Annotated in this window: 29 protein-coding genes; 3 read left to right on the top strand and 26 right to left on the bottom strand. The window is 69.8% G+C overall.

All coding sequences use genetic code 11. The features are described 5' to 3' along the window. Window positions 1-6: 6 nt before the first annotated feature. The 4 genes from LVO85_RS05235 to rplM all read right to left on the bottom strand — a co-directional run bounded on the left by LVO85_RS05235 (window position 7) and on the right by rplM (window position 3040). A complete protein-coding gene (locus LVO85_RS05235) occupies window positions 7-429 on the bottom strand; it encodes an Ohr family peroxiredoxin (RefSeq protein ID WP_232746356.1) in 423 nt (140 codons plus the stop codon). 164 nt (window positions 430-593) lie between these two features. Then, complete coding sequence (glmM, locus tag LVO85_RS05230) at window positions 594-1940, bottom strand: phosphoglucosamine mutase (RefSeq protein WP_232746355.1); 1347 nt, start codon at window positions 1938-1940, stop codon at window positions 594-596. Between the two features lie 144 nt (window positions 1941-2084). After that, window positions 2085-2582 carry a 30S ribosomal protein S9 gene (gene rpsI / locus LVO85_RS05225; protein WP_232746354.1) on the bottom strand — a complete coding sequence of 166 codons (498 nt, stop codon included), beginning with the start codon at window positions 2580-2582 and terminating at the stop codon, window positions 2085-2087. 14 nt (window positions 2583-2596) lie between these two features. After that, window positions 2597-3040, bottom strand: a complete 444-nt coding sequence (gene rplM / locus LVO85_RS05220; protein ID WP_232746353.1) for a 50S ribosomal protein L13 — start codon at window positions 3038-3040, stop codon at window positions 2597-2599. A gap of 183 nt (window positions 3041-3223) precedes the next feature. Between rplM and LVO85_RS05215 the strand changes: the two genes are divergently transcribed. Then, on the top strand, window positions 3224-3802 hold the full coding sequence (locus tag LVO85_RS05215; RefSeq protein WP_232746352.1) for an ArsR/SmtB family transcription factor: 579 nt from the start codon (window positions 3224-3226) through the stop codon (window positions 3800-3802). Here the strand turns inward: LVO85_RS05215 and LVO85_RS05210 are convergent. After that, window positions 3742-4977 (bottom strand): GAF domain-containing protein, encoded by a 1236-nt coding sequence (locus LVO85_RS05210; RefSeq protein WP_232746351.1) that lies wholly within the window; start codon window positions 4975-4977, stop codon window positions 3742-3744. The genes LVO85_RS05215 and LVO85_RS05210 overlap by 61 nt on opposite strands. Before the next feature lie 140 nt (window positions 4978-5117). Here LVO85_RS05210 and exaC point away from each other — a divergent pair, with 140 nt between their 5' ends. Together exaC and LVO85_RS05200 are read left to right on the top strand one after the other, a co-directional pair. After that, window positions 5118-6641, top strand: a complete 1524-nt coding sequence (exaC, locus tag LVO85_RS05205; RefSeq protein ID WP_232746350.1) for an acetaldehyde dehydrogenase ExaC — start codon at window positions 5118-5120, stop codon at window positions 6639-6641. A 12-nt stretch (window positions 6642-6653) separates the two neighbouring features. Then, complete coding sequence (locus tag LVO85_RS05200) at window positions 6654-7079, top strand: DUF779 domain-containing protein (RefSeq protein WP_232746349.1); 426 nt, start codon at window positions 6654-6656, stop codon at window positions 7077-7079. A gap of 74 nt (window positions 7080-7153) precedes the next feature. Here LVO85_RS05200 and pulA read toward each other — a convergent pair whose 3' ends face one another. The 21 genes from pulA to rpsH all read right to left on the bottom strand — a co-directional run bounded on the left by pulA (window position 7154) and on the right by rpsH (window position 26150). After that, window positions 7154-12910 (bottom strand): pullulanase-type alpha-1,6-glucosidase, encoded by a 5757-nt coding sequence (gene pulA, locus LVO85_RS05195; RefSeq protein WP_232746348.1) that lies wholly within the window; start codon window positions 12908-12910, stop codon window positions 7154-7156. 135 nt (window positions 12911-13045) lie between these two features. Continuing rightward, window positions 13046-13366: a TraR/DksA family transcriptional regulator gene (locus tag LVO85_RS05190; RefSeq protein ID WP_232746347.1), complete on the bottom strand. Its 321-nt coding sequence runs from the start codon at window positions 13364-13366 to the stop codon at window positions 13046-13048. A 39-nt stretch (window positions 13367-13405) separates the two neighbouring features. After that, window positions 13406-14284, bottom strand: coding sequence for an ABC transporter permease (locus tag LVO85_RS05185; RefSeq protein WP_232746346.1), 879 nt, complete (start codon window positions 14282-14284; stop codon window positions 13406-13408). Continuing rightward, entirely contained in the window at window positions 14281-15276 is a 996-nt protein-coding gene (locus LVO85_RS05180; protein WP_232746345.1) for an ATP-binding cassette domain-containing protein, read from the bottom strand. The genes LVO85_RS05185 and LVO85_RS05180 overlap by 4 nt, the downstream gene beginning before the upstream one ends. Window positions 15277-15404: 128 nt before the next feature. Beyond that, window positions 15405-16277: a tRNA pseudouridine synthase A gene (locus tag LVO85_RS05175; RefSeq protein WP_232746344.1), complete on the bottom strand. Its 873-nt coding sequence runs from the start codon at window positions 16275-16277 to the stop codon at window positions 15405-15407. A gap of 109 nt (window positions 16278-16386) precedes the next feature. Further along, window positions 16387-17022, bottom strand: coding sequence for a 50S ribosomal protein L17 (gene rplQ, locus LVO85_RS05170; protein ID WP_232746343.1), 636 nt, complete (start codon window positions 17020-17022; stop codon window positions 16387-16389). Window positions 17023-17045: 23 nt separating this feature from the next. Continuing rightward, entirely contained in the window at window positions 17046-18068 is a 1023-nt protein-coding gene (locus tag LVO85_RS05165) for a DNA-directed RNA polymerase subunit alpha (protein ID WP_232746342.1), read from the bottom strand. A gap of 193 nt (window positions 18069-18261) precedes the next feature. Next, on the bottom strand, window positions 18262-18870 hold the full coding sequence (gene rpsD, locus LVO85_RS05160) for a 30S ribosomal protein S4 (protein WP_232746341.1): 609 nt from the start codon (window positions 18868-18870) through the stop codon (window positions 18262-18264). A 27-nt stretch (window positions 18871-18897) separates the two neighbouring features. After that, window positions 18898-19305 (bottom strand): 30S ribosomal protein S11, encoded by a 408-nt coding sequence (rpsK, locus tag LVO85_RS05155; protein WP_232746340.1) that lies wholly within the window; start codon window positions 19303-19305, stop codon window positions 18898-18900. Between the two features lie 60 nt (window positions 19306-19365). Beyond that, a complete protein-coding gene (gene rpsM / locus LVO85_RS05150; protein WP_232746339.1) occupies window positions 19366-19743 on the bottom strand; it encodes a 30S ribosomal protein S13 in 378 nt (125 codons plus the stop codon). Window positions 19744-19961: 218 nt separating this feature from the next. Next, a complete protein-coding gene (gene rpmJ / locus LVO85_RS05145; RefSeq protein ID WP_007928044.1) occupies window positions 19962-20075 on the bottom strand; it encodes a 50S ribosomal protein L36 in 114 nt (37 codons plus the stop codon). 92 nt (window positions 20076-20167) lie between these two features. Next, window positions 20168-20389: a translation initiation factor IF-1 gene (gene infA / locus LVO85_RS05140; RefSeq protein ID WP_022925313.1), complete on the bottom strand. Its 222-nt coding sequence runs from the start codon at window positions 20387-20389 to the stop codon at window positions 20168-20170. Window positions 20390-20512: 123 nt separating this feature from the next. Next, window positions 20513-21376: a type I methionyl aminopeptidase gene (gene map, locus LVO85_RS05135; RefSeq protein ID WP_232746338.1), complete on the bottom strand. Its 864-nt coding sequence runs from the start codon at window positions 21374-21376 to the stop codon at window positions 20513-20515. Beyond that, on the bottom strand, window positions 21376-21966 hold the full coding sequence (locus tag LVO85_RS05130; protein WP_232746337.1) for an adenylate kinase: 591 nt from the start codon (window positions 21964-21966) through the stop codon (window positions 21376-21378). Before LVO85_RS05130 ends, map begins: the two co-directional genes overlap by 1 nt. Next, window positions 21966-23288, bottom strand: a complete 1323-nt coding sequence (secY, locus tag LVO85_RS05125) for a preprotein translocase subunit SecY (RefSeq protein ID WP_232746336.1) — start codon at window positions 23286-23288, stop codon at window positions 21966-21968. Before secY ends, LVO85_RS05130 begins: the two co-directional genes overlap by 1 nt. 190 nt (window positions 23289-23478) lie before the next feature. Beyond that, window positions 23479-23955, bottom strand: coding sequence for a 50S ribosomal protein L15 (rplO, locus tag LVO85_RS05120; RefSeq protein ID WP_232746335.1), 477 nt, complete (start codon window positions 23953-23955; stop codon window positions 23479-23481). Window positions 23956-23957: 2 nt separating this feature from the next. Beyond that, window positions 23958-24140, bottom strand: coding sequence for a 50S ribosomal protein L30 (rpmD, locus tag LVO85_RS05115; RefSeq protein WP_232746334.1), 183 nt, complete (start codon window positions 24138-24140; stop codon window positions 23958-23960). After that, on the bottom strand, window positions 24140-24781 hold the full coding sequence (gene rpsE / locus LVO85_RS05110; RefSeq protein ID WP_232746333.1) for a 30S ribosomal protein S5: 642 nt from the start codon (window positions 24779-24781) through the stop codon (window positions 24140-24142). Before rpsE ends, rpmD begins: the two co-directional genes overlap by 1 nt. A gap of 34 nt (window positions 24782-24815) precedes the next feature. After that, on the bottom strand, window positions 24816-25190 hold the full coding sequence (rplR, locus tag LVO85_RS05105) for a 50S ribosomal protein L18 (protein ID WP_269813029.1): 375 nt from the start codon (window positions 25188-25190) through the stop codon (window positions 24816-24818). A gap of 3 nt (window positions 25191-25193) precedes the next feature. Beyond that, a complete protein-coding gene (gene rplF / locus LVO85_RS05100) occupies window positions 25194-25733 on the bottom strand; it encodes a 50S ribosomal protein L6 (protein ID WP_232746332.1) in 540 nt (179 codons plus the stop codon). Between the two features lie 18 nt (window positions 25734-25751). Next, window positions 25752-26150, bottom strand: a complete 399-nt coding sequence (rpsH, locus tag LVO85_RS05095) for a 30S ribosomal protein S8 (protein ID WP_232746331.1) — start codon at window positions 26148-26150, stop codon at window positions 25752-25754. Window positions 26151-26248 lie beyond the last annotated feature (98 nt).

The raw sequence follows: 26248 nt of genomic DNA, 5'->3' as shown, positions 1-26248 counted from the left end.
GAACGGTCAGGCTGCGAGGCCGGTGACCGTGACCCCGATGTTGCCGCGCGTGGCCTTGCTGTAGGGGCACATCTGGTGGGCCGCGTCGACCAGGCGTTGGGCGGTCGCGTCGTCGACCCCGGGGATGCGCGCCTCGATGTCGACGGCCAGGCCCGCCCCGGTGCCGGTGTCACCCAGCGTCACGTCTGCGGTGACCGTGGAGTCGCTGGTGTCCAGACCCTCCTGCGAGGCGATGAGGTTCAGCGCCCCGCCGAAGCACGCGGCATACCCGGCCGCGAAGAGGGTCTCCGGGTTGGCCTTGGGGTTGGCGGTGCTGCCCGGCTTGCCCAGGGGAAGGTCGACGACACCGTCGGCGCTGGTGACCTGACCCCCTCGGCCACCCTGTGCGGTGGCTGCGGCGCTGTAACGGGCCTTGACGATCTGCTCCATGCTCATCCTCTTCGCGTCGGGGTAGGTCGTGGGACCCGCCCCTGCGGGCCGGGTCCGACGTCGTCAACCGGCTGAGCAGGGCAGACATTCCACCCCGCGCCGCCGCCGGGTCGTCGGGCGAAGCCTGCCCCGGGCTCAGAGGGCCCGGACCCGAAGGCCGGGACTCACAGGGAGAGGTGCCGGCGGACCACCCCGGCGAGGTGGTCGCCGAAGTGCTGGGCGCGCTCGGCGGTGTCGGCCTCGATCATGACGCGCACCACCGGCTCCGTGCCCGACTTGCGCAGCAGCACCCGCCCGCGCTCGCCCAGCTCGGCCTCGACAGCCTGCACCTCGGCCTGTACCCCCCCGTGGGTGTCGACGGCGTTCTTGTCAACGTCCTTGACGTTGATGAGCACCTGGGGCATGCGCTGCATGACGGCAGCCAGCTCGGACAGCGGCTTGCCGGAGGAGACGACCGCCCCCGCCACCGACAGCGCGGTGAGCACCCCGTCACCCGTGGTGCCGTGGTCCAGCATGATCACGTGCCCGGACTGCTCGCCCCCGAGGGAGTAGCTGTGGGCGCGCATCTTCTCCAGCACGTAGCGGTCGCCGACGCCGGTCTGCACCACGATGATGCCCTGCTGCTCCATGGCGCGCAGCAGGCCGAGGTTGCTCATGACGGTGGCCACCAGCGTGTCGTCGCGCAGCCGACCCCGCTCGTGGAGCTCGACCGCGAGGATCGCCATGATTTGGTCACCGTCGACGACCTGCCCGTCGGCGTCCACCGCGAGGCAGCGGTCGGCGTCGCCGTCGAGGGCCAGGCCGAGGTCGGCACCGCGGGCCACGACCGCCCGCTGGAGCTGCTCGAGGTGGGTCGAGCCGTAGCCGTCGTTGATGTTCAGCCCGTCGGGGTCGGACCCGATGGCGTCGACCGTCGCGCCGGCGCGCTGGAAGACCTCGGGGCCGACCACGCTGGCCGCCCCGTGCGCGGCGTCGATGACCACGTGCAGGCCGTCCAGACGCGCCGGCACGGCCTCGAGCAGATGGTCGATGTAGAACTCGGCACCCTGCGGGAACGGCCGGATCCGACCGACGGCAGCCCCGACGGGTCGCTCCCAGCCGGTGCCCATGCGCTCGGAGATGCGGTCCTCGATCTCGTCGGCCAGCTTGTGTCCGCCGGAGGCGAAGTACTTGATGCCGTTGTCGGGCATCGCGTTGTGCGAGGCCGACAGCATGGCACCCATCTCGGCGGACAGGCGCTTGGTGAGGTAGGCGATGGCAGGGGTGGGCAGCACACCGGCGTCCAGCACGTCGACCCCCGCCGAGGCGAACCCGGCCATGACCGAGGCACTGAGGAACTCCCCGGAGGCCCGTGGGTCACGCCCGACGACGGCGGTCGCGCGGCGACCGCCGTAGGCACCCCTCGCGCTGAGCTCGTGCGCCACCGCGACGGAGAGGTTCAGCGCCAGCTCGGCGGTCACGTCCCGGTTGGCCAGTCCCCGCACCCCGTCGGTGCCGAAAAGTCGTCCCATGTCGTCCTCGTCCTTTCCTGCGGGCGTCCTGCCCGTCCGGCGCATCCGATGGCGATGCGCCACCGGGCAGTATGACGCACGCGAGAGACCCCGGTCTCCCCTTCACGGGGAGGCCCGGGGCCTGTCACGTGCGGTGCCGCCTGATCAGCGCTTGCTGTACTGCGGAGCCTTGCGGGCCTTCTTCAGACCGGCCTTCTTGCGCTCCGGGACGCGCGGGTCACGGGTGAGCAGACCGGCCTTCTTCAGCGCGGGACGGTTCAGCTCGGCGTCCACGCCGTTGAGCGAACGGGCCACGCCCAGACGGACGGCGCCCGCCTGGCCTGAGGGGCCGCCACCGTGCACGCGCACGAGCACGTCGTAGGCGTCCTGCAGCTCGAGGACGCTGAACGGCTCGTTCACGATCTGCTGGTGGACCTTGTTCGGGAAGTAGTCCTCGAGGCTCTTGCCGTTGATCTTCCACTCGCCGGTGCCGGGCACGATGCGCACGCGGGCGATGGCCTGCTTGCGGCGACCCGTGGCTGCGCCGGGGACGGAGACCGAGCGACGCTCGGCCGCGGTGGCCGACGGAGCGGCCTCGGACTCGCTGGTGTACTCGGTGAGCTCGACCTCGTCGAGCTCGACGTCGGTGTCGTTGACAGTCATGTGTGTCAGATTCCTTACTGCGCGACCTGGGAGATCTCGTACGGGACCGGCTTCTGGGCCGCGTGCGGGTGGGTGTCACCGGCATAGACCTTCAGCTTGGACAGCTGCTGCCGGCCGAGGGAGTTCTTGGGGACCATGCCGCGGATGGCCTTCTCGACCGCCCGGGTCGGGTGCTTCTCCAGGAGCTCCTCGTAGCCCATGGCCCGCAGGCCACCGGGGTAGCCGGAGTGGCGGTAGGCCTTCTTCTGGGCCAGCTTGGAGCCGGTGAGGGCCACCTTGTCGGCGTTGATGATGATGACGAAGTCGCCCATGTCCATGTGCGGCGCGTAGGTCGTCTTGTGCTTGCCACGCAGGAGGATCGCGGCCTGGGACGCGAGACGGCCCAGCACCACGTCCGTGGCGTCGATGACGTGCCAGGCGCGGGTGACCTCGCCGGCTTTGGGGGAGTAGGTGCGCACGGTGCAAACCTTTGTGAGTCGTTCGGATGGCAACAGCTCCCCAGTCTACGGATCGCCACCCCCAGACCCCAAAACGCGTGTCGCCGCAGGTCAGCAGGCGTATGCGGTGCTGCCGCGCGGCTGTGCGGACGTCCGTATGCACAATGATTGTGCACTGGGCCTGTCGACCGCTACCGTCGGTCCATGCCGTCCGCCTCCTCGACCTCGGCCCTGCGGGTGCTGGCGCACCCGCTGCGTTCCCGTCTGCTCGCCGAGCTCCGCGTGCACGGCAACGCCACGGCGAGCGAGCTGGCCCGCGCCCTGGACACGCACTCGGGCGCCACCAGCTACCACCTGCGACGCCTGGCCGAGGTGGGTCTGGTGGAGGACACCGGGTCCGGTGGCGGCCGGCGCCGGGTCTGGCGGGCCGCCCCGGACCCCGAGCTGCGTCCCGACCTTACCGAGAGCCCCGAGGACGAGGACGACGCGAGCGCGGCCCGGTGGCTGGCGCTGGACTACCTGGCTCACTTCCACGACCGCGCGCAGGGCTGGGTCGAGCAGCGCGACGCCTGGCCCGCCGCCTGGCAGGTCGCGGGCCTGGAGGACCACCTGGTGCTGGTGAACGCCGAGCAGCTGACCGCCCTGCGCGCCGAGCTCGTCGAGGTGCTCGACCGCTACCGCCGCCTCGGCCAGGGCAACCCGCAGGCCAAGCGGGTGGTCGTCTACACCTGCGCTCTGCCGGTCGACCCCCCGCCGCGGGCCCGGGAGGAGACGACACCGTAGGCCGCGTCGAGCCGGCCGAGCTGGGCACGGACCAGGGGCTGGAGCGCCGAGGTCGCCGGGAGGCGCTGCTCCAGGGCGCGCCACATCTCGTAGTCGTCCGCACCCCACGGGCTGCGGGTCCACACCGTCATCAGGTCGGTGCGGCCGCTGCGGAACACCGCCTGGCGGACCTCCCCCTCCACCTCGGCGCGCAGGTCACGCACCCTTGGGGACTCCGAGTGCGGCAGCACCGGGCCCACGTAGGTGCGCAGCGCCGAGGCCACGTCGCCGGCTGCGACGTGAGCCTGCACCGCGTGCCAGTCCCCCGCCACCGGCACCCGCAACCGGTAGGGCCGTGAGCCCACCACGTCGTCGCCCACGAGATGGCGCAGCCTGTTCACCTCCACCCGGAGCGTCGAGGCCGTCACCTCGTGGGGGTAGGTCAGGGCAGCGAGCTCCTCGCCACTGAGACCGCCCGGCGCTGCGGCCAGCACCACCATCATCTCGGTGTGCCGCGGGCTGAGCGCGACGGTGCGCCCACCACGGCCCAGCAGACCCTCGCGCCTGCCCAGGCACTGCAGCTGGAACGCGTCCCCGCCGGCCTCCGGCACCCTGCCGTGGACGCCCCGGGAGGGAACAGTCCGGGCCAGCTCGGCCTCGGCCAGCCGCGCGGCGGTGGTGACCATGGCCAGGGTCTGGGGCACCGCGACGTCCGGCCCCCCGGTGATGTCGAGCACCCCGAGCACGGCACCCGTGAGCGGGTCGTGGATCGGGCTCGCGACGCAGTTCCACGGTCGCACCGCCACGCGGTAGTGCTCCTCGCCGGTGACCACGACCGGGCGTCCGAGGGCGAGGGCCGTGCCCGGAGCGTTGGTGCCTGCCAGCCGCTCGTCCCAGTTGGCGCCCTCGACGAAGCCGATGAGCTCGGCCCTGCGCAGCGTCGTGCGTGAGCCGCTCACCCACAGCAGCTGGCCCGCGTCGTCGCTGAGGGCGAGCAGGGCCTCGCACTCCCGTGCGGCACGGCCCAGGACCTCCTCCAGCAGGGGGTAGACCCGTGCCAGTGGGTGCGCGTCGCGGTGGTCCTGCAGCGCGTCGGAGGGCAGCGTGATGGCCGGGTCGGTGGACTCGACATCCACCCCGGCCGCCGCGGAGCGACGCCAGGAGTCGGCCACCTCGGACCGCATCGTGCGAGGCATACCGCCAGTAGAGACCGGATCGCGCGCCCAGGCAATACCCGCAGGGCGGGTCGGGTGCAACGTCGATGCAACGTGCCGCTGCCTACGGTGGCCGACACACCCCGCACAGGGGCCCACCAAGGACGTTGGGAGCACATGCAATGACTGTCTACGCAGCCCCGGGGAGCGCCGGTTCCCCGGTCTCCGTCAAGAGCCGCTACGGCCACTACATCGGTGGCGAGTGGGTCGAGCCGGTCAAGGGGGCCTACTTCGAGAACATCACCCCGGTCACGGGGCAGGCGTTCACCGAGGTGGGCCGTGGCACCGCCGAGGACATCGAGGCGGCGCTGGACGCCGCCCACGAGGCGGCCGGCCCGTGGGGCCGCACCTCACCCGCCGAGCGCGCCGTCGCGCTCCACAAGATCGCCGACCGCCTCGAGGACAACCTCGAGATGCTGGCCGTCGCGGAGAGCTGGGACAACGGCAAGGCCGTGCGGGAGACGCTGGGTGCCGACCTGCCCCTGGCCATCGACCACTTCCGCTACTTCGCGGGCACGATCCGGGCCCAGGAGGGCTCGATCTCCCAGCTCGACGAGGACACCGTCGCCTACCACTTCCACGAGCCACTGGGTGTCGTCGGACAGATCATCCCCTGGAACTTCCCGATCCTCATGGCCACCTGGAAGCTCGCACCAGCCCTGGCAGCGGGCAACGCGGTCGTGCTCAAGCCCGCGGAGCAGACGCCGTGGTCGATCCTCAAGGTGGTCGAGCTCATCGGCGACCTGCTGCCGCCGGGGGTGCTCAACATCGTCAACGGCTTCGGTGTCGAGGCCGGCAAGCCGCTGGCCTCGAGCCCGCGGATCGCGAAGATCGCCTTCACCGGCGAGACCACGACCGGCCGGCTCATCATGCAGTACGCCAGCCAGAACATCATCCCCGTGACCCTGGAGCTCGGTGGCAAGAGCCCCAACGTCTTCTTCGAGGACGTCGCCCGGGCCAAGGACGCCTTCTACGACAAGGCCCTGGAGGGCTTCGCGCTGTTCGCCTTCAACCAGGGCGAGGTCTGCACCTGCCCCTCACGGGCCCTGGTGCAGAGCTCCATCTACGACGGCTTCGTCGGCGACGCCCTCGCCCGGGTCGAGGCCATCAGGACCGGCAACCCGCTGGACACCGAGACCATGATGGGCGCCCAGGCGAGCAACGACCAGCTCGAGAAGATCCTGTCCTACCTCGACATCGGTCGGCAGGAGGGAGCCAAGGTCCTCACCGGCGGGGAGCGCAACGTGCTGGAGGGTGACCTCGCCGGGGGCTACTACGTGCAGCCCACCGTCTTCGAGGGCACTAACGTGATGCGTATCTTCCAGGAGGAGATCTTCGGTCCGGTGCTCTCCCTGACCCGCTTCGACGACGAGGCCGACGCCCTCAAGATCGCCAACGACACGCTCTACGGCCTCGGCGCGGGCGTGTGGAGCCGCGACGGCTCCACGGCATACCGGATGGGCCGCGGCATCCAGGCCGGCCGGGTGTGGACGAACTCGTACCACACCTACCCCGCGCACGCGGCGTTCGGCGGGTACAAGAGCTCGGGCATCGGACGCGAGAACCACAAGATGATGCTGGACCACTACCAGCAGACAAAGAACCTGCTGGTCTCCTACTCCCCCGACGCCCAGGGCTTCTTCTGATCGGCGGATGCCATGACCGAGCAGACTCCCCCCGCACCGACCCGGGCCGAGCCGCCCCCCGCACGGGTCGCCGTCACCGAGGCCGCCGCAGACCTGCTGCGGCGCCTGGTGGACCAGCACGGGCCGGTGATGTTCCACCAGTCCGGCGGGTGCTGTGACGGCTCCTCCCCCATGTGCTACCCCGCGGGAGAGTTCATGACGGGCGCTGCCGACGTGCACCTGGGCGACCTGGTCGTCGCGGGAGTGCTCGAGCCGGTCGCGGTCTGGATGTCGCGCAACCAGTTCGAGTACTGGAAGCACACCCATCTCACGATCGACGTGGTGAAGGGTCGCGGCGGCGGCTTCTCTCTGGAGGCCCCCGAGGGTGTGCGCTTCCTGATCCGTTCACGGCTGCTCACCGACGAGGAGGACGCCTACTTCGCGACCCTGACGACGTAGGCGGTCCTCCGCCACACGGCGGAGGGTCCGGGCCACCCTGTTCCCCTGCGGCCCGGGCCCTCCGTCTTCCGTGGTCAGCGGCCGACGAACACCGCCACCGTGTAGGCCGGCACGCTCGCCGTGGCACTGCCGGAGTCCCAGGTGGCCGCCTTCACCACGTCGTCGGCGCCCTCGGCCTGCACCTCCGACAGCTCGAGAAGCTCGCCCTCTAGGCCGGGCACCGGCTGCTCGACCGCCTCGCCCGACGCGTTGAAGACCACGACGAGCCGCTCGAGCTCGTCGTCCGCGTCGACCCCGACGGTGTCGTCGACATGCATGACGATGACGTCGGCGCTGCCGTCGTCCGTGCCCGACACGGGGAAGGACACCTTGTCGTTGACCGCCTCGGGGTCTCCGAGCCGGAACAGGTCGGTCGAGTAGCGCAGGCGCAGCAGGTCCTGGGACGTCTCGGCGGCCAGCTCGATGTCGGCCGGAGCCGGCGTGAGCGAGGGGTCGGCCAGCAGGGGGCGCATGAGGTCCCACTTGTCCTCGTTGTCCGCGGCCGGCGGCAGGCCTCGAGCGAACCCGTTGTCCTGCATGGTGAAGTCGAGCAGGTTGAACCAGTCACCGCTGTCGTAGGAGTTGCGGTCCAGGCTCTTGCTGCGCAGCAGGTCGGAGCCGGCGTGCCAGAACGAGATGCTCTGGCTCAGCGTGACCGTCGCCATGGACAGCGTGTTGAGGCGCACCCGGTCTGCCATGGGGGTGTCCTGGGGCAGCTTCAACGTCAGCGAGTCGAACAGCGTCTCGTTGTCGTGGGCATCGGCGTAGTTCACGACCTCGTCCGGGTGCTCGGCGTAGCCCGCCGGGGAGCCGTTGTAGCTGACCTGCGCACCGGTCACCTCGTCCCCGGTCTCCTGGCTGCGCAGCACGAAGTCGCGCAGGTTGCCGGCCAGGCCGACCTGGACCAGGTCGGTGTCGTTGGCGCTGGTGCCACCGGAGCCGAAGCCGCGGTCCGCCGTCGGGTCCTCGTCGAAGGGGCCACCGCCGCGCACACCGTCACGCAGACGGTCGTTGAAGGTCGCGATCGAGGTGCCGTCGAGCTGGCCCTGGGTCGCCTGGTAGAAGCGCGCGTTGTCGGCCACCTCGCCGAAGTTCCAGCCCTCGCCGTAGAGGGTGACGGCGCTGCCGTCCACCCCGTCGTACGAGACCGTGAGCTCGTCGAGCGCAGCGCGGACCGCCTCCATGTTCTCGCGGCTGTGGTGCCCCATCAGGTCGAAGCGGAACCCGTCGACCCGGTAGTCCCGGGCCCAGACGACGACGGCGTCCACCATGAGCTTCTCGGCCATCACGTGCTCGGTGGCGATGTTCTGACAGCAGGTGGAGGTCTCCACCTGCCCGGTCGCGTTGAGCCGGTGGTAGTAGCCGGGCACGACCCGGTCGAGCACGGACTTCTCACCCTGCCCGGACTGGGCGGTGTGGTTGAAGACCTTGTCGAGCACGACCCGCAGGCCAGCGTCGTGCAGCCCGCCGACCATCGTGCGGAACTCCGCGACCCGCTCCCCGCCGTCGGCCGCCTGCGCGGTCGAGGCGTAGGAGCCCTCGGGGGCCATGAAGTGCCAGGGGTCGTAGCCCCAGTTGAAGGCGTCGTCGCCCGAGGCGGCCTTGACACAGGCCTGCTGCTCCTCGCTGTCCGGGGCGTAGGACTCCAGGTCGCACTGCGGCTCGGACTGCTGGGCGGGGTCCTCCTCGATGGAGGCGATGTCGAAGGTCGGGAGCAGGTGGACCGTGTTGAGCCCGGCGTCGGCCAGCTCCTCCAGGTGGCGCCGACCGTAGCCGTCCTCGGCGAAGGCGAGGTAGGACCCCCGCAGCTCCTCCGGGATGTCGGGGTCGCTCACCGAGAAGTCACGCACGTGCAGCTCGTAGATGCTCTGGTCGACCTCCTGCTCCAGGGCCGGCGGGGTGGAGTCCCGCCAGATCTCGGGCTGCCATGCGGGGTCGTCCAGGTTCACGACCACCGACCGTGTGGAGTTCAGGGTGAGCGCCACCGCATACGGGTCGGTCACGAGGTTCTGCTCCACCTCGCCGGTGGAGGGGACGAAGACGGTCACCTCGTAGAGGTAGCGACCGTCCCGCCACGACCTCTTGCCCTTCGCCTCCCACGAGCCGTCGCCGGAGCGCTTCATCTGGATGCGCTGCGCGTCTTCCACGGGGGCGTCGTCGGCGGCGTCGGCCGGCCACAGGAGCAGGTCGACGTCCTGGGCCGTCGGTGCCCACAGGCGCAGGCTCGGGTTCGGGCCGCGCCAGGTCACGCCGTAGGCCGCCTCGCTCGCCGAGGCACCGTAGAGGTCGTCGAGCACCCCGGGGACCTGCAGCCCCGTCGCGTCGGTGACCCGGCCGAGGTCGTCGTAGGCTGCCACGGCCACCTGGCCGCGGAGGATCTCACCGGCCTGCCGCGCGGTCCTGGAGTCCAGCCGCAGGGCGCTGTAGCCCTCCAGATGCGGGAACCGCTCGAGCACGTCCTCCGGCAGCCCTGCCGGGTCGTAGGTCAGCGCGGCGGAGTCACCGCCGGTGACGCCCTCCGCGTCCACGGCCAGGCCGCCGTCGGGCGACCAGTGCAGCCGACCCGAGCTCAGCTCGGGATCGTCCAGGGTCGGCACCGCCACGAGGTCGGTCTCCACCCAGTAGGCCCGGGCCGTCGTGAGGTCGGGAGCGACCCCGGCCACCGACGTCGACACCGACATGACGTGGGTCTCGAGCACATAGCTGATCGTGGTCACCACGCCGTCGCTGGGCACCGAGAAGCCGACGTTCGGCCCGTCCTGGACCCCGCCCTCCCCGTAGTTGGTCGTCCAGGACAGGTCGTGGGCCACCTTGAACTCGTAGTTGCCGGCCGGGATCTCGGTCGTCGACCAGGTGTAGGTGCCGTCGCCGTCCGGGTCCTGCAGCCACGGACGCATGCAGTCGGGCTGCCAGTCACCCGGGCAGCCCAGCTCGGACTGGTAGCTGCCGGGCGCCGTGATGATGTCGCCCTGGGCGTCGCTGGTCACCCAGTGGGTGGCGTGGTCGTAGTAGAAGCTGACGTCACCGCCGTCGGTCGAGTAGCCGATGTCGGGCCCGCCGGGCACTGCGCCGGCGCCGTAGTTCTCGTCCCAGGACCGGTCGATGGCGGCCTTGTACTCCCAGTCACCGGCAGGGACCGCGTAGGTGCCCTTCCAGATCTGGTCCTTGGTGTCCAGACCGAGCTGGGCCTGGTCGCAGTCGGGCTGCCAGTCACCCGGGCAGCCCATCTCGGAGTTGTGGTTGCCCGGCACCGAGACGGCCTCGGGCTGCTCGACGGGGCCGACCGGCCCCGGGCCACTGCCCCCGCCGCCTCCGGAGCTCGCCGCACCGACGACGCCGTAGCTGCTGTCGGCCGAGAGCCGACCGTCGTGGTCCTTGAGCACCGCGCGGTACTCCAGCAGGGTGCCGTGGGCCATCTCTGAGACGTCGTGGAAGACGCGGTAGGGCTTGTTGTCGTCCGTGCCGAGCGGGGTCCACCCGGTGGTGCCCACCGGGCGGTAGGCGAAGCTCACCTGCGCGAAGGCGTTGACCGGGACCGCGGCACGGATCTCGGCGCGACCTCCGACAACACCTCCGGCCGAGGGGCTGGTGAGGTGCACCGCGGGGGCCTCGCCGGTGCCGCCGGCGGCCTTCGGCCCCTTGGGCCTGCCGGCCGGCGACAGGGCCTTGCCTGCCCGGTACACCTCGCTCGACAGAGGCCCGACGGTCACGTCGAGGAAACCCTCGGCGTCGGTCTTGACGCGCGCGTCGTCACCGTGGACGGCCCGGAACTGGGTCTTGCCCTGGTAGGTCGGGACCGACACGGTCTGCTCGCTCGTGGAGTTGTTGGTCACGACGACGTACTCGACGAGCTCCTCCGCGTCGATCCTGCTGAAGGCGTAGACGCCCTCGCCGCCGGAGGCGTAGCGGTGGACCTGGGCGCCGTCGACGAGGGCCGGGTGCTCCTCACGCAGGTCGGACAGCGCGGCGATCTGCCGGTAGAGCGGGTGGTCGGTGTCGTAGCGCTCGACGGCACCCGACGGGCCACCGAGCACCTCCTCCTCGGCATACTGCTGCGTCTGCGTGGCGAACATGTCCTGCCGGGCGTCCTTGTCGCCGCCGGCCCCGATGAAGCCCTGCTCGTCGCCGTAGTACACGACCGGCTGGCCGCGGGTGAGGAACATCAGCTCGTTGGACAGCTGCACCCGCTCCATGAGCTCGTCACCGGAGTAGCCGGCACCAGCCAGCATCATCGCGGCCCGGCCCATGTCGTGGTTCCCGGTGAAGGTGGGCAGCTGGTAGGCGTTGGAGTCGGTGTCGATGTAGTAGTCGTCCTGCGCGTAGAAGTCGCGCAGGTTCGTCGTCGCGGCGCCCTGGGCGAAGTCGACGGAGCGGGCCTGGAAGCCGAAGTCGATGACGCTCTGCAGCTCACCCTCGGTGGTGAAGGTCGACAGGTACTCCGGGCTGCTGTCGTAGACCTCGCCGAACATGAAGAAGTCCTCGTTGCCCGCGTCCTGTGCCGCCTCCAGCACGCGCGGGCTGAACTCCTGCCAGAACTCGATGTTGACGTGCTTCACGGTGTCGATGCGGAAGCCGTCGATGCCGAACTCGGCCCAGGTCGAGTAGATGTCGACCATGCCGTCGACGACCTCGTGGCGCTCGGTCCACAGGTCGTCCAGGCCGATGAAGTCGCCGTACTCGCTCGACTCCCCGGCGAAGGTCGAGTCCCCGCGGTTGTGGTAGAGCCGCGGGTCGTTGAGCCACTCCGGCACCTTGACGGTCGCGTCTGCCTCGTCACGGAAGACCGGGGTGTAGGGGAAGGAGTCGAGGTCGACCTCCGGGAAGGTGTCGCTGCCTGCGTAGTCCTTGTCGTCGAAGACGGCACCGTCGGCGTCGACGTAGGGGTAGTCGGTCTTCGAGCGGTAGCCGTACTCCCCCTCCTCGTAGTCGATCACGTCGGCAGTGTGGTTGGTGATGATGTCGAAGTAGACCTTCATGCCACGGCCGTGCGCCGCGTCGATGAGCGCGCGCATCTCGTCGTTGGTGCCCAGGTGCGGGTCGATCTGGGTGAAGTCGGTGATCCAGTAGCCGTGGTAGCCGGCGCTGACGTCGTCGCCGGAACCCTGCACGGGCTGGTTCTTGAAGGAGGGCGTGAGCCAGATGGCTGTCGTGCCCAGGCCCTCGATGTAGTCGAGCCGGTCCATGATCCCGGCCAGGTCGCCGCCGTGGTAGAAGCCCTTGTCGGTCGGGTCGAAGCCGTGGTCGAGCCGGTCGCCCGCGATGCCTGCCGTGTCGTTGGACGGGTCACCGTTGGCGAAGCGGTCGGCCATGACGAAGTAGAACTGCTCGTCGGTGACGAACTCGCGCAGGCTGTCCCCCGCGAGCGTCTCGTCACCCTCCTGGACGCCGCCGGCAAGGTCCTGCGGGACGATGCCGATGGCCTCGGACTCGGTGTCGAACGAGAACTCCAGCGTGGCCGGGCCCTCGAGCACGAGCGGCACGTCGTTCTCCGGGTAGGAGACCTCCCAGGCGCCGTCGAGGGCGACCTTGTAGAGGTAGTCACCGGCGGGGACCTCGAAGACCCCGGTGTAGGCCGTGTCGCTGCCCTCGACCGGTGTCAGAGCGGTGTCTGGGCAGGTGGGATCCCAGTCCTCCGCGCACCCCAGCTCGTCCTGCAGGGAACCCACCAAGGTGACGGTGGGGCCGCCGGCCTGGGTGGGCAGCACCGGCCCTGCGCTGCTCGTCAGAGGCACGGCCAGGGAGGTGGCGAGCAGGGTGGAACCGGTCAGGACTGCCAGTAGTCGGCGCGACATTGCGTCTCCAGAAGGATGCTGCGACAGGAAGGGCGGTCGAGAGGCACCGCCTACCTGGGCACGTTAGACCGCTGACGACAAAATCTCAACAGGTTCTCGCAAGATTTTGCGAAATCCTTACCCTCAGGGCACGACTCAGCTGTGCCGCACGCACCGTGTCGACCACGGACGGACCTCCAGGCGCCCCGGCGGGATCAGCTCGCCACAGGTGTCGCAGGCGCCGTAGGACCCCTCGTCCTCCTTGGCCAGCGCGCGTCGGACCTCGGCCAGCAGGGCACCGAGGGCGTCATGGGCGGTGACGGCGCTCAGGCGGTCGACCGCCATCGCCGTGCCGTCGCCCACCCGCTTGCCGAAGGAGATGCTCCCCTGGTCCTGCTGAGGTCGCGTCAGCACGTGCATCTGCTCCACGAGCTCGGCCTCCTTGGCCTGCAGGACGGAGCGCACGGTCGACGTCATCGGCCCAGCATGGCACGGCGGTGCGCGCGCGTGCTCGGGTCAGCGCGAGGTGGTGCGTCCGAACCTGCGCACCGCCAGCGGGACGAAGACGGCCAGCATGACCGCAGCCCCCAGGATGACGGTGACCACCGGGTGCTGCATCGGCCAGGTGTCCGGCGCGGGCACACCTCCGGTGTTGCCGAACAGCTCGCGGGCGGCCTGCACGAGCGCGGAGACGGGGTTCCAGTTGGCGAAGAACTCCAGCGGCCCCGGAAGGCTCTGCGCCTGCACGAAGGCGTTGGAGATGAAGGTGAGGGGGAAGAGGATCATGAACGAGGCGTTGTTGATCACCTCGGGCGTGCGCACCATCATGCCCAGCAGTGCCATCACCCAGCTGAAGGCGTAGGAGAAGAGCAGGAGCAGCCCGACCCCGGCCAGGAAGGACCAGAAGCCGTTGGTGAAGCGCCATCCGAGCACCCACGCGGTGGCGATCATGATGACCATCGAGATGCCGTTGAGGACGAGGTCCGAGTTGGTCCTGCCCACCAGCACCGCCGACGGGTTCATCGGCAGCGTGCGGAAACGGTCGATGAGACCTTCCTTGAGGTCCTGGGCCATCGCAGCGCCCGAGAAGGTCGACCCGAAGACGACGGTCTGCGCGAAGATGCCGGCCATGAGGAAGCTCGTGTAGTCGAGGTCGCCCCCGACGTCGATCGCGCCGCCGAAGACCTGGGAGAAGAGGACGACGAACATGATCGGCTGCAGGACCGCGAAGAGCAGCATGTCGGGAGACCGCTTGATCTTGCTCAGGTTGCGCCAGGTGACGGTCCAGCCGTCGGCGACCCAGGTGTTGAGCGCTCCGGTGACCTGGGGCCGCAGCGGTGGCGTCGCCGGGTGGGCGGGCGTCCGGCTCGGCGAGGTGGGGGCTGCGGTGCTCATCGGGTGGCCTCCTGCAGGCTCGGGGCGGACTCGTCGGGCAGCTCCTCGGCACGGTGCCCGGTCAGGGTGAGGAACACGTCGTCGAGGGTGGGGCGGCGCATCCCGGCGTCGTGCAGCCTGATGCCGTGGTCGCCGAGCTCGGCGAGCACCTGCTGTAGCGCCGGCGGCCCCTGGTCGACGGCGACGTCGAGCTCACGCCGGTTGTCGCTGACCGAGGGCTCGCCGCTGCCGGCGCGGGCCAGAACGGCGCGCGCCGCCGGAGCATCGCCGTCGTCGACCAGGGTGACCACCACGCGGTGTCCGCCGACCTGGGCCTTGAGCTCGTCCGAGGTGCCCTCGGCGATGACCCGGCCCTGGTCGATGACCGAGATGTGGTCGGCCAGGTAGTCGGCCTCCTCGAGATACTGCGTGGTCAGCAGCAGGGTCGTGCCGCCCTTGACCAGGTCGCCGATGATCTCCCACAGCGCCAGCCGGCTGCGTGGGTCGAGGCCGGTCGTGGGCTCGTCGAGGAAGAGGATGCGGGGGTTGTTCACCAGCGCACCCGCAAGGTCGATACGGCGGCGCATGCCTCCGGAGAAGCCCTTCACCGGTCGGCTGCCGGCCTCGGTGAGGTCGAACGCCTCGATCAGCTCCCGCGCCCGGGCCCGGGCCTGCCGGGTGCCCAGATGGTAGAGCCGACCCACCATCTCCAGGTTCTCCAGGCCCGTGAGGTTCTCGTCGACCGCGGCGTACTGACCGGAGGCGCCGATGACCCGGCGCACGCCCTGCGGGTCGGCCACGACGTCGATGCCGTCGATGGTGGCGGTGCCGGAGTCGGGCCGGATCAGGGTGTTCAGCACCTTCACAGTGGTCGTCTTGCCTGCTCCGTTGGGGCCGAGCAGCCCCTTGACCGTGCCCTCCGGCACGGTCAGGTCCAGACCGGCCAGCGCGTGCACCGTCTGGGACCGTGACATGTAGGTCTTGGTCAGGCCATGGGCCTCGATGATCGGCACTGGGGCCCCCTTCGGCTGGTCGGTCGCTCTGGGACAACGCTAGAACTCAGCGCCGACAGACCCCGGTTCATTCCCGGACCGCGCCACGACCTGCATGAACGTCCGGTGGACGGGCGCCCGGTCGACGATCAGCCGGCGCCCGTTCCCGCCCCGGGAAGCGTCCGCCGGGCCCGCGCCTGTGCCGCGCGCGCCGCCAGCCCCTCTTCGGAGGGGTAGCGGACCTCCTCCAGCGTGAGGCCGTGCGCCGGCATCACCGGCACCCGTGGGTCGCGCACGCCCCGGTCGCGGACACGCGCGGGCCAGCCCTCGTCCTCACGCCCTTCCCCCACCACGACGGTGGCACCCACCAGCGCGCGGACCATGCTGTGACAGAAGGCGTCCGCGACCACTGTGGCCACGAGGGTGCCGTCCTCCGCACGCTCCCACCGGTAGGTCAGGAGCGTGCGCACCGTCGTCGCTCCCTCGCGCCGTCGGCAGAAGGCCGCGAACTCGTGCAGCCCCACGAGCCCACCGGCCGCCCGGTCCATCGCCCCCACGTCCAGGGCCCGCCGGTGACGGACCGTGTCGTGCCGGCGCAGCGGGTCCAGGCGGGGCTGGTCGTCACAGAGCCGGTAGGTGTAGCGGCGGTCCAGCGCCGAGAACCGCGCGTCGAAGCCGGCGGGGGCCACCTGTGCGGACCGGACGACGACGTCGGCCGGGAGGACCCCCGCCAGCCGGGCGACAGCCGCCTGGCCCGGCGTCCGTTCGCTGCGCCCCGGCATCGCCTCCCACGCCTCGACGGGGACGTCCAGGTGGGCCACCGCCCCCCGGGCATGCACGCCGGCGTCGGTCCGGCCGCCGACCGTCAGCCGAGGGGGGGCGACGCGCAGGACGGTCGCCCAGGCCCTGGCCAGCTCGTCCTCGACGGTGCGCAGACCGGGCTGCGCCGCCCACCCCGAGAAGCCCGTGCCGTCGTAGGCCAGGTCCACCCGCACCCGGACGGTCGGCTGAGGGCTGGTCATGGTGCCCGACTGTACTGCGACGCCGCTGTCCCGAGTGCCGTGCCGGGCACGACGACGGGGCCGCTCCACCGTGAGGTGGAGCGGCCCCGCAGAGGTGCGGCAGGAGGGCTCAGGCCTTCGTGTCGTCCTCGGTGCTCTCGTCGGCACCGTCGGTGGCGGTGGTGTTGGCCGCCTCCGTGGTGTCGTCGGTGGCCGTGTCGTTGACCTCGACCGTCTCGGCCGGAGCGGCGACGGTGGCGCCCTCCTCGCGAGCGGCCTCGGCGTCGGCGAGCTCGGCCTCGGCGACGTCGGAGTCGGGCTCGACAGCCGGGGCGGCCGCGGCCTTGCGGTCCTTGGCGGAGCGCTTGGTGGCGCCCTCGGCCTGCTCGACGACCTTCTTCTTGGCGACGGGCTCACGGACGAGCTCGATCACGGCCATGGGGGCGTTGTCGCCCTTGCGGGGGGCGATCTTCGTGATGCGGGTGTAGCCACCCTCCCGCTCGGCCATGTCGGGCGCGATCTCCGTGAAGAGACGGTGCACGACGCCCTTGTCACGGACGATGGCCATGACCTTGCGCCGGTTGTGCAGGTCGCCACGCTTGGCGAAGGTCACCAGACGCTCGGCGAGCGGGCGGACCCGCTTGGCCTTGGCCTCGGTGGTGGTGATGCGGTCGTGCTCGAACAGGGCGGTGGCGAGGTTGGACAGGATCAGGCGCTCGTGCGCCGGACCGCCGCCGAGGCGCGGGCCCTTCTTGGGGGTAGGCATGGTGGGTCTCCTTCAGCGGAATATCAGTACTGCTCGTCCTCGGCGAACGAGGCGTCGCCCTCGTCCTCCAGGTCCTCGGTGTAGTCGGCCTGGCTCGGGTCGAACCCGGGCGGGCTGTCCTTGAGGGCCAGGCCCATCTCGCCCAGCTTCTCCTTGACCTCGTCGATCGACTTGGCCCCGAAGTTGCGGATGTCCAGCAGGTCGGCCTCGCTGCGCCCCACGAGCTCGCCCACGGTGTGGATGCCCTCGCGCTTGAGGCAGTTGTAGGACCGGACGGTCAGGTCGAGGTCCTCGATGGGCAGCGCCAGGTCGGAGGCGAGGGCTGCGTCACCGACGGACGGGCCGATCTCGATGCCCTCGGCCTCGACGTTGAGCTCACGCGCCAGGCCGAACAGCTCGACCAGGGTCTTGCCGGCCGACGCCATGGCGTCACGCGGAGCCATCGAGTTCTTGGTCTCGACGTCGACGACCAGACGGTCGAAGTCGGTGCGCTGCTCGACACGGGTCGCCTCGACCTTGTAGGTCACGGCGAGCACCGGGGAGTAGATGGAGTCGACCGGGATCCGGCCGATCTCCTGGTCGGCGTACTTGTTCAGCTGCGCCGAGACGTAGCCACGACCGCGCTCGACGGTCATCTCCATCTCGATCTTGCCGGAGTCGTTGAGCGTGGCGATGTGCAGGTCGGGGTTGTGCACCTCGACCCCGGCCGGCGGGGCGATGTCCGCGGCGGTGACCGCACCGGCCCCCTGCTTGCGCAGGTACATCACGACGGGCTCGTCGTGCTCGCTGGAGACGACCAGGCTCTTGAGGTTGAGGATGATCTCGGTGACATCCTCCTTGACCCCGGGGATGGTGGAGAACTCGTGCAGCACGCCGTCGATGCGGATGCTGGTGAGCGAGGCACCCGGGATGCTGGAGAGCAGGGTGCGACGCAGGGAGTTGCCGAGGGTGTAGCCGAAGCCGGGCTCGAGGGGCTCGATCGAGAACCGCGAGCGGGACTCGGAGAGAACCTCCTCGGACAGGGTGGGGCGCTGTGCGATGAGCACGGTTGTTCCTTTCCACACGGGCGACCGCTATATGACGCCGTGTCAGGGTGCAGGCCAGGGCCTGCGCAGGTCGGGCGACTCTGTCCTCGCCCGACCGACGTGCTGGTGTGGCATGACGGGCGTGCCACACCAGCACACCGTCCGGGACGAGCCCGGACGGAGGGTCCACGGGGGACGGAGCCCCCCGTGGGTGTCAGTTCTTCGAGTAGAGCTCCACGATCAGCTGCTCGGTGAGGATCGTGTCGATCTGCTCACGCGTCGGCAGCTGGTGGATGAGGATCTGCAGCGAGCCCGGGACGACCTTCATCCAGGCCGGGATCGGACGGTCGCCGAAGGTCTGGCGGGCCAGCTCGAACGGGAACGTCTCGACGGACTGCTTGCGGGGCTCGATGATGTCGTACTTATCGACCCGGTAGGACGGGACGTCGACGCGCTGCCCGTTGACCGTGAAGTGGCCGTGCGTCACGAGCTGGCGCGCGGCGCGGCGCGTGCGCGCCAGGCCGGCACGGTAGACGACGTTGTCGAGCCGGGACTCGAGGATGACCAGCAGGTTGTGACCGGTCTGGCCGGGGCGGCGGGCCGCCTCCTCGTAGTAGCGACGGAACTGCTTCTCCATGACGCCGTAGGTGAAGCGGGCCTTCTGCTTCTCCTGCAGCTGCGTCAGGTACTCCTTCTCCTGGGTCCGGCGACGGCCGTGCTGACCCGGAGGGAAGGGGCGGAGGTCGAAGTTCTTGTCACCGCCGACCAGGTCGACCTTGAGTCGGCGGGACTTCTTGGTGATGGGTCCGGTGTAGCGGGCCATAGTTGTCTTACCTTTCCGTTCCGACGCTCAGACGCGGCGCTTCTTGGGCGGGCGGACGCCGTTGTGTGCCTGCGGCGTCACGTCGCTGATGGCACCGACCTCGAGGCCGGCGGCGGTGAGCGAACGGATCGCGGTCTCACGACCGGAGCCCGGGCCCTTGACGAACACGTCGACCTTGCGCATGCCGTGCTCCATGGCACGACGGGCGGCGGCCTCGGCGGCCATCTGGGCGGCGTACGGTGTGGACTTGCGAGAGCCCTTGAACCCGACCTGGCCGGACGAGGCCCACGCGATCACCGCGCCGGTCGGGTCCGTGATCGAGACGATGGTGTTGCTGAACGTGCTCTTGATGTGAGCCTGCCCGAAGGCGACGTTCTTCTTCTCCTTGCGACGCACCTTGCGGGCGCCGGCCGTGCTACGGCTCTTGGGGGGCATTGCTGGACTCCTGATGACGAGGCAGTTGGGGGGTGTGGGGGGCGAGGCCCTCCACGGTGGTTACTTGCCGGCCTTCTTCTTGCCGGCGACAGTGCGCTTGGGACCCTTGCGGGTGCGCGCGTTGGTCTTGGTGCGCTGGCCGTGCACGGGAAGACCGCGGCGGTGCCGCAGGCCCTGGTAGCTGCCGATCTCGACCTTGCGGCGGATGTCGGCGGCCACCTCACGGCGGAGGTCACCTTCGAGACGGAAGTGGGTCTCGAGGTGGTCGCGCAGCTGCACCAGCTGCTCGTCCGTCAGGTCCTTGACGCGGGTGGACGGGTCGACACCCGTGGCCTCCAGCGTCTGGTCGGCGCGGGTGCGTCCCACGCCGAAGATGTAGGTGAGGGCGACCTCGACGCGCTTCTCGCGCGGGAGGTCGACACCGATGAGTCGTGCCATGTGGCGGTGCTCCTGATGGTCTCGCGTGGTCTGGAGCAGCACCGGTCCGCGTGTAGCGAGCGAGCGCATCGTGTGCTCGCTCCGCGGTCCTCGGCCAACGCGTCCGAGGGTGACGTCCCGACGAGGTCGGGGGCCGGGTGCTGCGTGTTCTGTTGTTGCTGGCGTGCGGGGAAGCCCGCGACGCGTGGTCGGTCAGTCGAGACTGACGGTGAGGCTGCTCAGCCCTGGCGCTGCTTGTGGCGCAGGTTGTCGCAGATCACCATGACCCGGCCGTTGCGGCGGATCACCTTGCACTTGTCGCAGATCTTCTTGACGCTCGGCTGAACCTTCATGTGTTCGCTGCCGTCTTTCGATCTGGGGGTGAACAGGTGGTGTCCCGGCTCCCGGACGTGGCCCGGGTGCCGGGGTCGTGCTCTGTGGTGCGTCAGCGGTAGCGGAAGACGATGCGACCGCGGGTCAGGTCGTACGGGCTGAGCTCCACGACGACCCGGTCCTCGGGGAGGATCCGGATGTAGTGCTGACGCATCTTGCCGGAGATGTGGGCCAGCACAACGTGACCGTTGGTCAGCTCCACCCGGAAGTTCGCGTTCGGGAGGGCTTCGACAACCGTGCCCTCGATCTCAATGACGCCGTCCTTCTTCGCCATGTCCTCCACATTTCGTTGACTGCACAAGAATCGGCCCACACGGGACCGACACACCAGTCTACGACACCGTGCGCGCAGGACACCAATCGGCAGGGCTGCTGCCACATCCGGCAGGAGGGCAGGTCAGGCCAGCGGCGCGAAGGTGGCGCCGGCGGCGGCCAGCCCCGCCTGGCCGCCGTCGAGCGCGGTGAGGACCCACAGCCCGCCCTCGGTGACGGCGACGGTGTGCTCCCAGTGGGCGGCCCGGGAGCCGTCGTCCGTGACGACCGTCCAGTCGTCGTCCAGCGTGTGGGTGTCGATCGTGCCGAGCGTCACCATGGGCTCGACGGCCAGCGTGGCGCCGACGGGCACCGTCGGGCCCTTGCCGCTCACCGCGAAGTTGGGCACGTGCGGGTCCATGTGCATCTCACGGCCGATGCCGTGCCCCACGTAGTCCTCGACGATGCCGTACTCGACCGACAGGTCCTGGGCACGTCGTCGCTCGAGTGCTGCGGCGACCGACTCCTCGACGGCCTCACCGACGGCATACAGCCGCTCGCCGTGCCGGAGGGCGGCGATGCCGGCCCACAGCGCCGTCTCGGTGTCGTCCATGACCGCGAGGTCCTCGGGGCGCGCCTCCTCGCGGCCGCCCACGACGAAGGACAGGGCCGCGTCGCCGTGCCACCCCTCGACGATCGCGCCGCAGTCGACCGAGACCAGGTCACCTGCGCGCAGCACGCGCTCCCCCGGCACCCCGTGCACGACCTCGTCGTTGACGCTGATGCACAGCGAGCCGCTGAAGCCGTGGTAGCCCTTGAACGAGGGCGCCGCCCCCTGGGCGCGGATGTGCTTCTCGGCCATCTCGTCGATGTCACCGGTGCGGGCACCGGCGACGGCCGCCTCGCGAGCCAGCTGCAGCGTCTCGCCCACGACCAGACCTGCCCGCCGCATGAGCACCAGCTGCTCGGAGCTCTTCGCCTCGATCTTGGGCCGGCGCAGGAAGGACATCAGTCCGCGGCGCTCTCGGCGGGCACGACATCGGCGAGCGTGCTCTCGATGCGCGCCGTGACCTCCTCGACCGTGCCCATGCCGTCGACCTGGCACAGCAGCCCGCGCTCGCGGTAGATCCGCGACAGCGGGGCCGTCTCCTCTGCGTAGAGGCGCATCCGCTCGCGGATGACCTCCTCGGTGTCGTCCACCCGACCCTGTTCCTGTGCGCGCTGCAGCAGCCGGGCCACGACCTCGTCGGTGTCCACGGTGAGCTCCAGCACGGCGTCGAGCCCGACACCGCGGTCCGTCAGCATCTCGTCCAGCGCCTCGACCTGGCCCGGCGTGCGGGGGTAGCCGTCGAGCAGGAAGCCGTCCCCGGCGTCCTGCTGTCCCAGCCGGTCACGGACGATCGCGTTGGTCACCTCGTCCGGCACCAGGCCACCGGAGGAGAGGATCGCGGTCACCTGCCTGCCGAGCTCGGTCTCGCCCTTGATGTTGGCCCGGAAGATGTCGCCGGTCGAGATCGCGGGGATGCCGTGGTGCTCGGCGATCCGGACCGCCTGGGTGCCCTTGCCTGCTCCGGGGGGGCCGAGGATGAGAAGACGCATCAGCGGAGGAACCCTTCGTAGTCGTGCTGCTGCAGCTGGGACTCGATCTGCTTCACGGTCTGCAGCCCGACCCCGACGATGATGAGGATCGAGGCGCCGCCGAACGGGAAGTCCTGCGAGGTCCCCAGCATGTTGAACGCGATCAGCGGGATGAGCGCCAGGATGCCCAGGTAGAGGGCTCCCACCGTCGTGATCCGCGTGATCACGTACTCAAGGTACTCGGCGGTAGGCCGTCCCGCACGGATGCCGGGGATGAAGCCGCCGTACTTCTTCATGTTGTCGGCGACGTCGACGGGGTTGAAGGTCACCGAGACGTAGAAGAACGTGAAGAAGATGACCATGGCGGTGTACAGCGCCATGTAGACCCAGTGCGTCTCACCGCTGCCGAAGCCGATGTAGGTGTTGACCCAGGTCACCCACTGTGGCGGCAGGCTGCCGTCCGAGGGGGTGTTGAACTGGGCGATCAGGGTCGGCAGCGTGAGGATCGAGCTGGCGAAGATAATCGGGATGACGTTGGCCATGTTGAGCTTGAGCGGGATGTAGGTCGACGTCCCGCCGTACTGGCGACGCCCGATCATCCGCTTGGCGTACTGCACCGGGATGCGCCGCTGGCACTGCTCGACGAAGACCACGAGCGTCATGATGACCAGGCCCAGCGCCAGCACGATGCTGAAGGTGGTCCAGGAGCGCTGCTGGATGACCGCCAGCGAGCCGGGGAAGCCCGCGGCGATGGCGGTGAAGATGAGCAGCGACATACCGTTGCCGACGCCACGCTCGGTGATCTGCTCGCCGAGCCACATGATGAGGCTGGTGCCCGCGGTCATCGTGAGCACCATCATCAGGATGACCGGGACCCCCTCGTCGGGCATGACGGTCGTGCACGTGCCGCCGAAGAGGTTCTCCGGGGAGCGGGCGAAGGTCACCAGCGTGGAGGACTGCAGCACCGCCAGACCGATGGTCAGGTAGCGCGTGTACTGCGTCATCTTGGTCTGGCCGGCCTGCCCCTCCTTCTTCAGCTGCTCGAACCGTGGGATGACCACGGTGAGCAGCTGCACGATGATGGCGGCCGTGATGTACGGCATGATCCCCAGCGCGAAGATCGACAGCTGCAGCAGGGCGCCGCCGCTGAAGAGGTTCGCGAAGCCGAGCACGGAGTTGGTGCTGGCGGTGGCGGCGTCCTGGCAGGCCTGCACGAGCGTGTAGTCGATGCCGGGTGCAGGGATGTGGGACCCCAGGCGGAACAGCGCCATGATGCCCAGCGTGAACAAGATCTTCTTGCGAAGATCGGGCGTCCGGAACGCCCGCGCGAACGCGGAGAGCACGTCGGATCCTCCTCGATGATCCCGAAGTGAGTGTTCCGGTCCGTGGGATCAGGCTCGGACCGGGCGACGATAACACCTGTGGGTGGACGAACGATGCCCCGAGCACTCGGTGAGGGCTCGGGGCATCGTTCGCACTGGCCGCCTCAGGACACTGCCGGGCAGGACCCGTAGGCCGTCGGCGACCGGAGCATCACTGCCCAGTCGCGGTGACGGACCCGCCGGCAGCCTCGATCTTCTCCTTGGCGGAGCTCGAGAACCGGTCGGCGGTGACGGTCAGGGCCACGGAGAGCTCGCCGTCACCCAGCACCTTGACGGGCTGGTTCTTGCGGACCGCGCCCTTGGCGACCAGGTCGGCCACGCCGACCTCGCCACCCTCGGGGAACAGCTCGGCCAGGGTGTCCAGGTTGACGACCTGGTAGGTCGTCTTGAACGGGTTCTTGAAGCCACGCAGCTTGGGCAGCCGCATGTGCATCGGCGTCTGGCCGCCCTCGAAGCTCTCCGGCACCTGGTAGCGGGCCTTCGTGCCCTTGGTGCCGCGGCCGGCGCTCTTGCCCTTGCTGCCCTCACCACGGCCCACGCGGGTCTTGGCGGTCTTGGCGCCGGGGGCAGGGCGCAGGTGGTGCACCTTGAGCGCGGCGCGCTCGGTCTTGGCTGTGCTGTCAGCCATGGTCAGTCAACCTCCTCGACGGTCACCAGGTGGGCGACCGTGCGGACCATCCCGCGGAACTCGGGACGGTCCTGCTTCACAACGGTGTCACCGATGCGCTTGAGCCCCAGGGAGCGCAGGGTCTCCCGGTGCATGTGCTTGCCACCGATGCTCGACTTGGTCTGGGTCACCTTGAGCTGTGCCATCACGCACCTGCCTCTGCACGAGCCTTGAGCATCGCCGCGGGCGCGACGTCCTCCAGGGACTTGCCCCGGCGGGCGGCGACGGACTCGGGACGCTCGAGGTCCTTCAGCGCCTGCACGGTGGCGTGCACGACGTTGATCGAGTTGTCCGAGCCGAGCGACTTGCTCAGCACGTCGTGGATGCCGGCGCACTCCAGGACGGCGCGCACCGGGCCCCCGGCGATCACACCGGTACCTGGGCTGGCCGGGCGGAGCATGACGACGCCGGCCGCGGCCTCACCCTGGACAGGGTGCGGGATGGTGCCGCCGATGCGAGGGACGCGGAAGAAGTTCTTCTTCGCCTCCTCGACACCCTTGGCGATCGCGGCGGGCACCTCCTTGGCCTTGCCGTAGCCGACACCCACGGTGCCGTCGCCGTCGCCGACGACGACCAGGGCGGTGAAGCTGAAGCGACGACCACCCTTCACGACCTTGGCGACACGGTTGATGGTGACGACACGCTCCAGGTACTGGTTGCGCTCGTCCTCTCGACCCCCGCGGCGGTTGTCACGGTTGTCACGGTTGGAGCCGCCGCGGCGGTCCCGACGGTCCTGACCGTCGGCACTGCCGTCGCCGGCGCCTCGGCGCTGCGGTTCTGCAGCCATCAGACGTTCCTCTTCTCGACGTTGACGTTCAGGATCACAGGGACAGACCACCCTCGCGGGCGCCGTCGGCGACCGCCGCGACGCGACCGGCGTACCGGTTGCCACCACGGTCGAACACCACGGTCTCCACGCCGGCGGCCTTGGCGCGCTCGGCGAGGAGCTCGCCGACACGACGGGCCTTGGCGGTCTTGTCACCGTCGAACCCGCGCAGGTCCGCCTCCATGGTCGAGGCCGAGGCCACGGTGTGGCCCTCGGTGTCGTCGACCAGCTGGACGAACACGTGGCGCGAGGAACGGTTCACGACCAGGCGCGGACGCTCGCCCGTGCCGGTGACCTTCTTGCGCAGACGCAGGTGCCGACGCGAGCGCGCAGCGCTCTTGCCCTTGGCACGCTTGACGATCATTGCCATGGCTTACTTACCAGCCTTTCCGACCTTGCGGCGGATGCGCTCACCCTCGTAACGCACACCCTTGCCCTTGTAGGGGTCGGGGCGGCGGAGCTTACGGATGTTCGCGGCCACCTCGCCGACCTGCTGCTTGTCGATCCCGCTGACCGAGAACCGGGTGGGGCCCTCGACCGCGAAGGTGATGCCCTCGGGGGCGGTCACCAGGACCGGGTGCGAGAAGCCGAGGGCGAACTCGAGGCCCGAGCCCTTGGCGACCACGCGGTAACCGGTGCCGTGGATCTCCAGCTTCTTGGTGTACCCGTTCGTGACGCCCTCGATCATGTTGGCGATCAACGTGCGGGTGAGTCCGTGCAGCGAGCGGGAGTTGCGCTCGTCGTCGGGCCGCGACACCTCGAGGGTGCCGTCCTCGGCACGCTCCACCGAGATCGGCGAAGCGACCGAGTGGGCCAGCCGGCCCTTCGGCCCCTGGACGGTCACGTCCTGGCCCTCGATGGACACGTCGACGCCCGCGGGCACGGTGATGGGAAGTCGTCCAATACGCGACATCTCTTGGCGCTCCCTTCGTTACCAGACGTAGGCGAGGACTTCCCCACCCACGCCCTTCTCAGCCGCCTGCTTGTCGGTCAACAAGCCGGAGGAGGTGGAAATGATGGCCACGCCCAGGCCGCCCAGCACGCGGGGCAGGTTGGTGGACTTGGCGTAGACGCGCAGACCCGGCTTCGACACCCGGCGCACGCCCGCGATGGAGCGCTCCCGGTTCGGGCCGTACTTGAGGTCGATGACGAGCGTCCTGCCCACCTCGGCGTCCTCGACGGACCAGCCGCCGATGTAACCCTCGGCAAGGAGGATCTCGGCGACGTGGGACTTCAACTTGGAGAACGGCATGCGGACCTGGTCCTTGTGCGCCGAGTTGGCGTTACGGATGCGGGTCAGCATGTCCGCGATCGGGTCGGTCATGGTCATGGGGCTTCGAGCCCTTCCTCATCGTGGTTTCAGCCGGAGCGCGGGTGCGATGCCGGCCGACCTGCGATGTCGTGTGGAGAGGTGTGGAGAGTGCGGTG

Source organism: Ornithinimicrobium sediminis (assembly GCF_021272345.1).
Classification (GTDB): domain Bacteria; phylum Actinomycetota; class Actinomycetes; order Actinomycetales; family Dermatophilaceae; genus Ornithinicoccus; species Ornithinicoccus sediminis_B.
The sequence above is the reverse complement of the archived record's forward strand: the minus strand, read 5'-3'. Positions and strand labels throughout refer to the sequence as shown.

Coding starts and splice junctions, on each gene's coding strand:
- LVO85_RS05235 (WP_232746356.1), bottom strand. CDS start 429: ATGGAGCAGATCGTCAAGGCCCGTTACAGCGCCGCAGCCACCGCACAG.
- glmM (WP_232746355.1), bottom strand. CDS start 1,940: ATGGGACGACTTTTCGGCACCGACGGGGTGCGGGGACTGGCCAACCGG.
- rpsI (WP_232746354.1), bottom strand. CDS start 2,582: ATGACTGTCAACGACACCGACGTCGAGCTCGACGAGGTCGAGCTCACC.
- LVO85_RS05215 (WP_232746352.1), top strand. CDS start 3,224: ATGCCGTCCGCCTCCTCGACCTCGGCCCTGCGGGTGCTGGCGCACCCG.
- LVO85_RS05210 (WP_232746351.1), bottom strand. CDS start 4,977: ATGCCTCGCACGATGCGGTCCGAGGTGGCCGACTCCTGGCGTCGCTCC.
- exaC (WP_232746350.1), top strand. CDS start 5,118: ATGACTGTCTACGCAGCCCCGGGGAGCGCCGGTTCCCCGGTCTCCGTC.
- LVO85_RS05200 (WP_232746349.1), top strand. CDS start 6,654: ATGACCGAGCAGACTCCCCCCGCACCGACCCGGGCCGAGCCGCCCCCC.
- pulA (WP_232746348.1), bottom strand. CDS start 12,910: ATGTCGCGCCGACTACTGGCAGTCCTGACCGGTTCCACCCTGCTCGCC.
- LVO85_RS05190 (WP_232746347.1), bottom strand. CDS start 13,366: ATGACGTCGACCGTGCGCTCCGTCCTGCAGGCCAAGGAGGCCGAGCTC.
- LVO85_RS05185 (WP_232746346.1), bottom strand. CDS start 14,284: ATGAGCACCGCAGCCCCCACCTCGCCGAGCCGGACGCCCGCCCACCCG.
- LVO85_RS05175 (WP_232746344.1), bottom strand. CDS start 16,277: ATGACCAGCCCTCAGCCGACCGTCCGGGTGCGGGTGGACCTGGCCTAC.
- rplQ (WP_232746343.1), bottom strand. CDS start 17,022: ATGCCTACCCCCAAGAAGGGCCCGCGCCTCGGCGGCGGTCCGGCGCAC.
- rpsD (WP_232746341.1), bottom strand. CDS start 18,870: ATGGCCCGCTACACCGGACCCATCACCAAGAAGTCCCGCCGACTCAAG.
- rpsK (WP_232746340.1), bottom strand. CDS start 19,305: ATGCCCCCCAAGAGCCGTAGCACGGCCGGCGCCCGCAAGGTGCGTCGC.
- rpsM (WP_232746339.1), bottom strand. CDS start 19,743: ATGGCACGACTCATCGGTGTCGACCTCCCGCGCGAGAAGCGCGTCGAG.
- rpmJ (WP_007928044.1), bottom strand. CDS start 20,075: ATGAAGGTTCAGCCGAGCGTCAAGAAGATCTGCGACAAGTGCAAGGTG.
- infA (WP_022925313.1), bottom strand. CDS start 20,389: ATGGCGAAGAAGGACGGCGTCATTGAGATCGAGGGCACGGTTGTCGAA.
- map (WP_232746338.1), bottom strand. CDS start 21,376: ATGTCCTTCCTGCGCCGGCCCAAGATCGAGGCGAAGAGCTCCGAGCAG.
- LVO85_RS05130 (WP_232746337.1), bottom strand. CDS start 21,966: ATGCGTCTTCTCATCCTCGGCCCCCCCGGAGCAGGCAAGGGCACCCAG.
- rplO (WP_232746335.1), bottom strand. CDS start 23,955: ATGGCTGACAGCACAGCCAAGACCGAGCGCGCCGCGCTCAAGGTGCAC.
- rpmD (WP_232746334.1), bottom strand. CDS start 24,140: ATGGCACAGCTCAAGGTGACCCAGACCAAGTCGAGCATCGGTGGCAAG.
- rpsE (WP_232746333.1), bottom strand. CDS start 24,781: ATGGCTGCAGAACCGCAGCGCCGAGGCGCCGGCGACGGCAGTGCCGAC.
- rplR (WP_269813029.1), bottom strand. CDS start 25,190: ATGGCAATGATCGTCAAGCGTGCCAAGGGCAAGAGCGCTGCGCGCTCG.
- rplF (WP_232746332.1), bottom strand. CDS start 25,733: ATGTCGCGTATTGGACGACTTCCCATCACCGTGCCCGCGGGCGTCGAC.
- rpsH (WP_232746331.1), bottom strand. CDS start 26,150: ATGACCATGACCGACCCGATCGCGGACATGCTGACCCGCATCCGTAAC.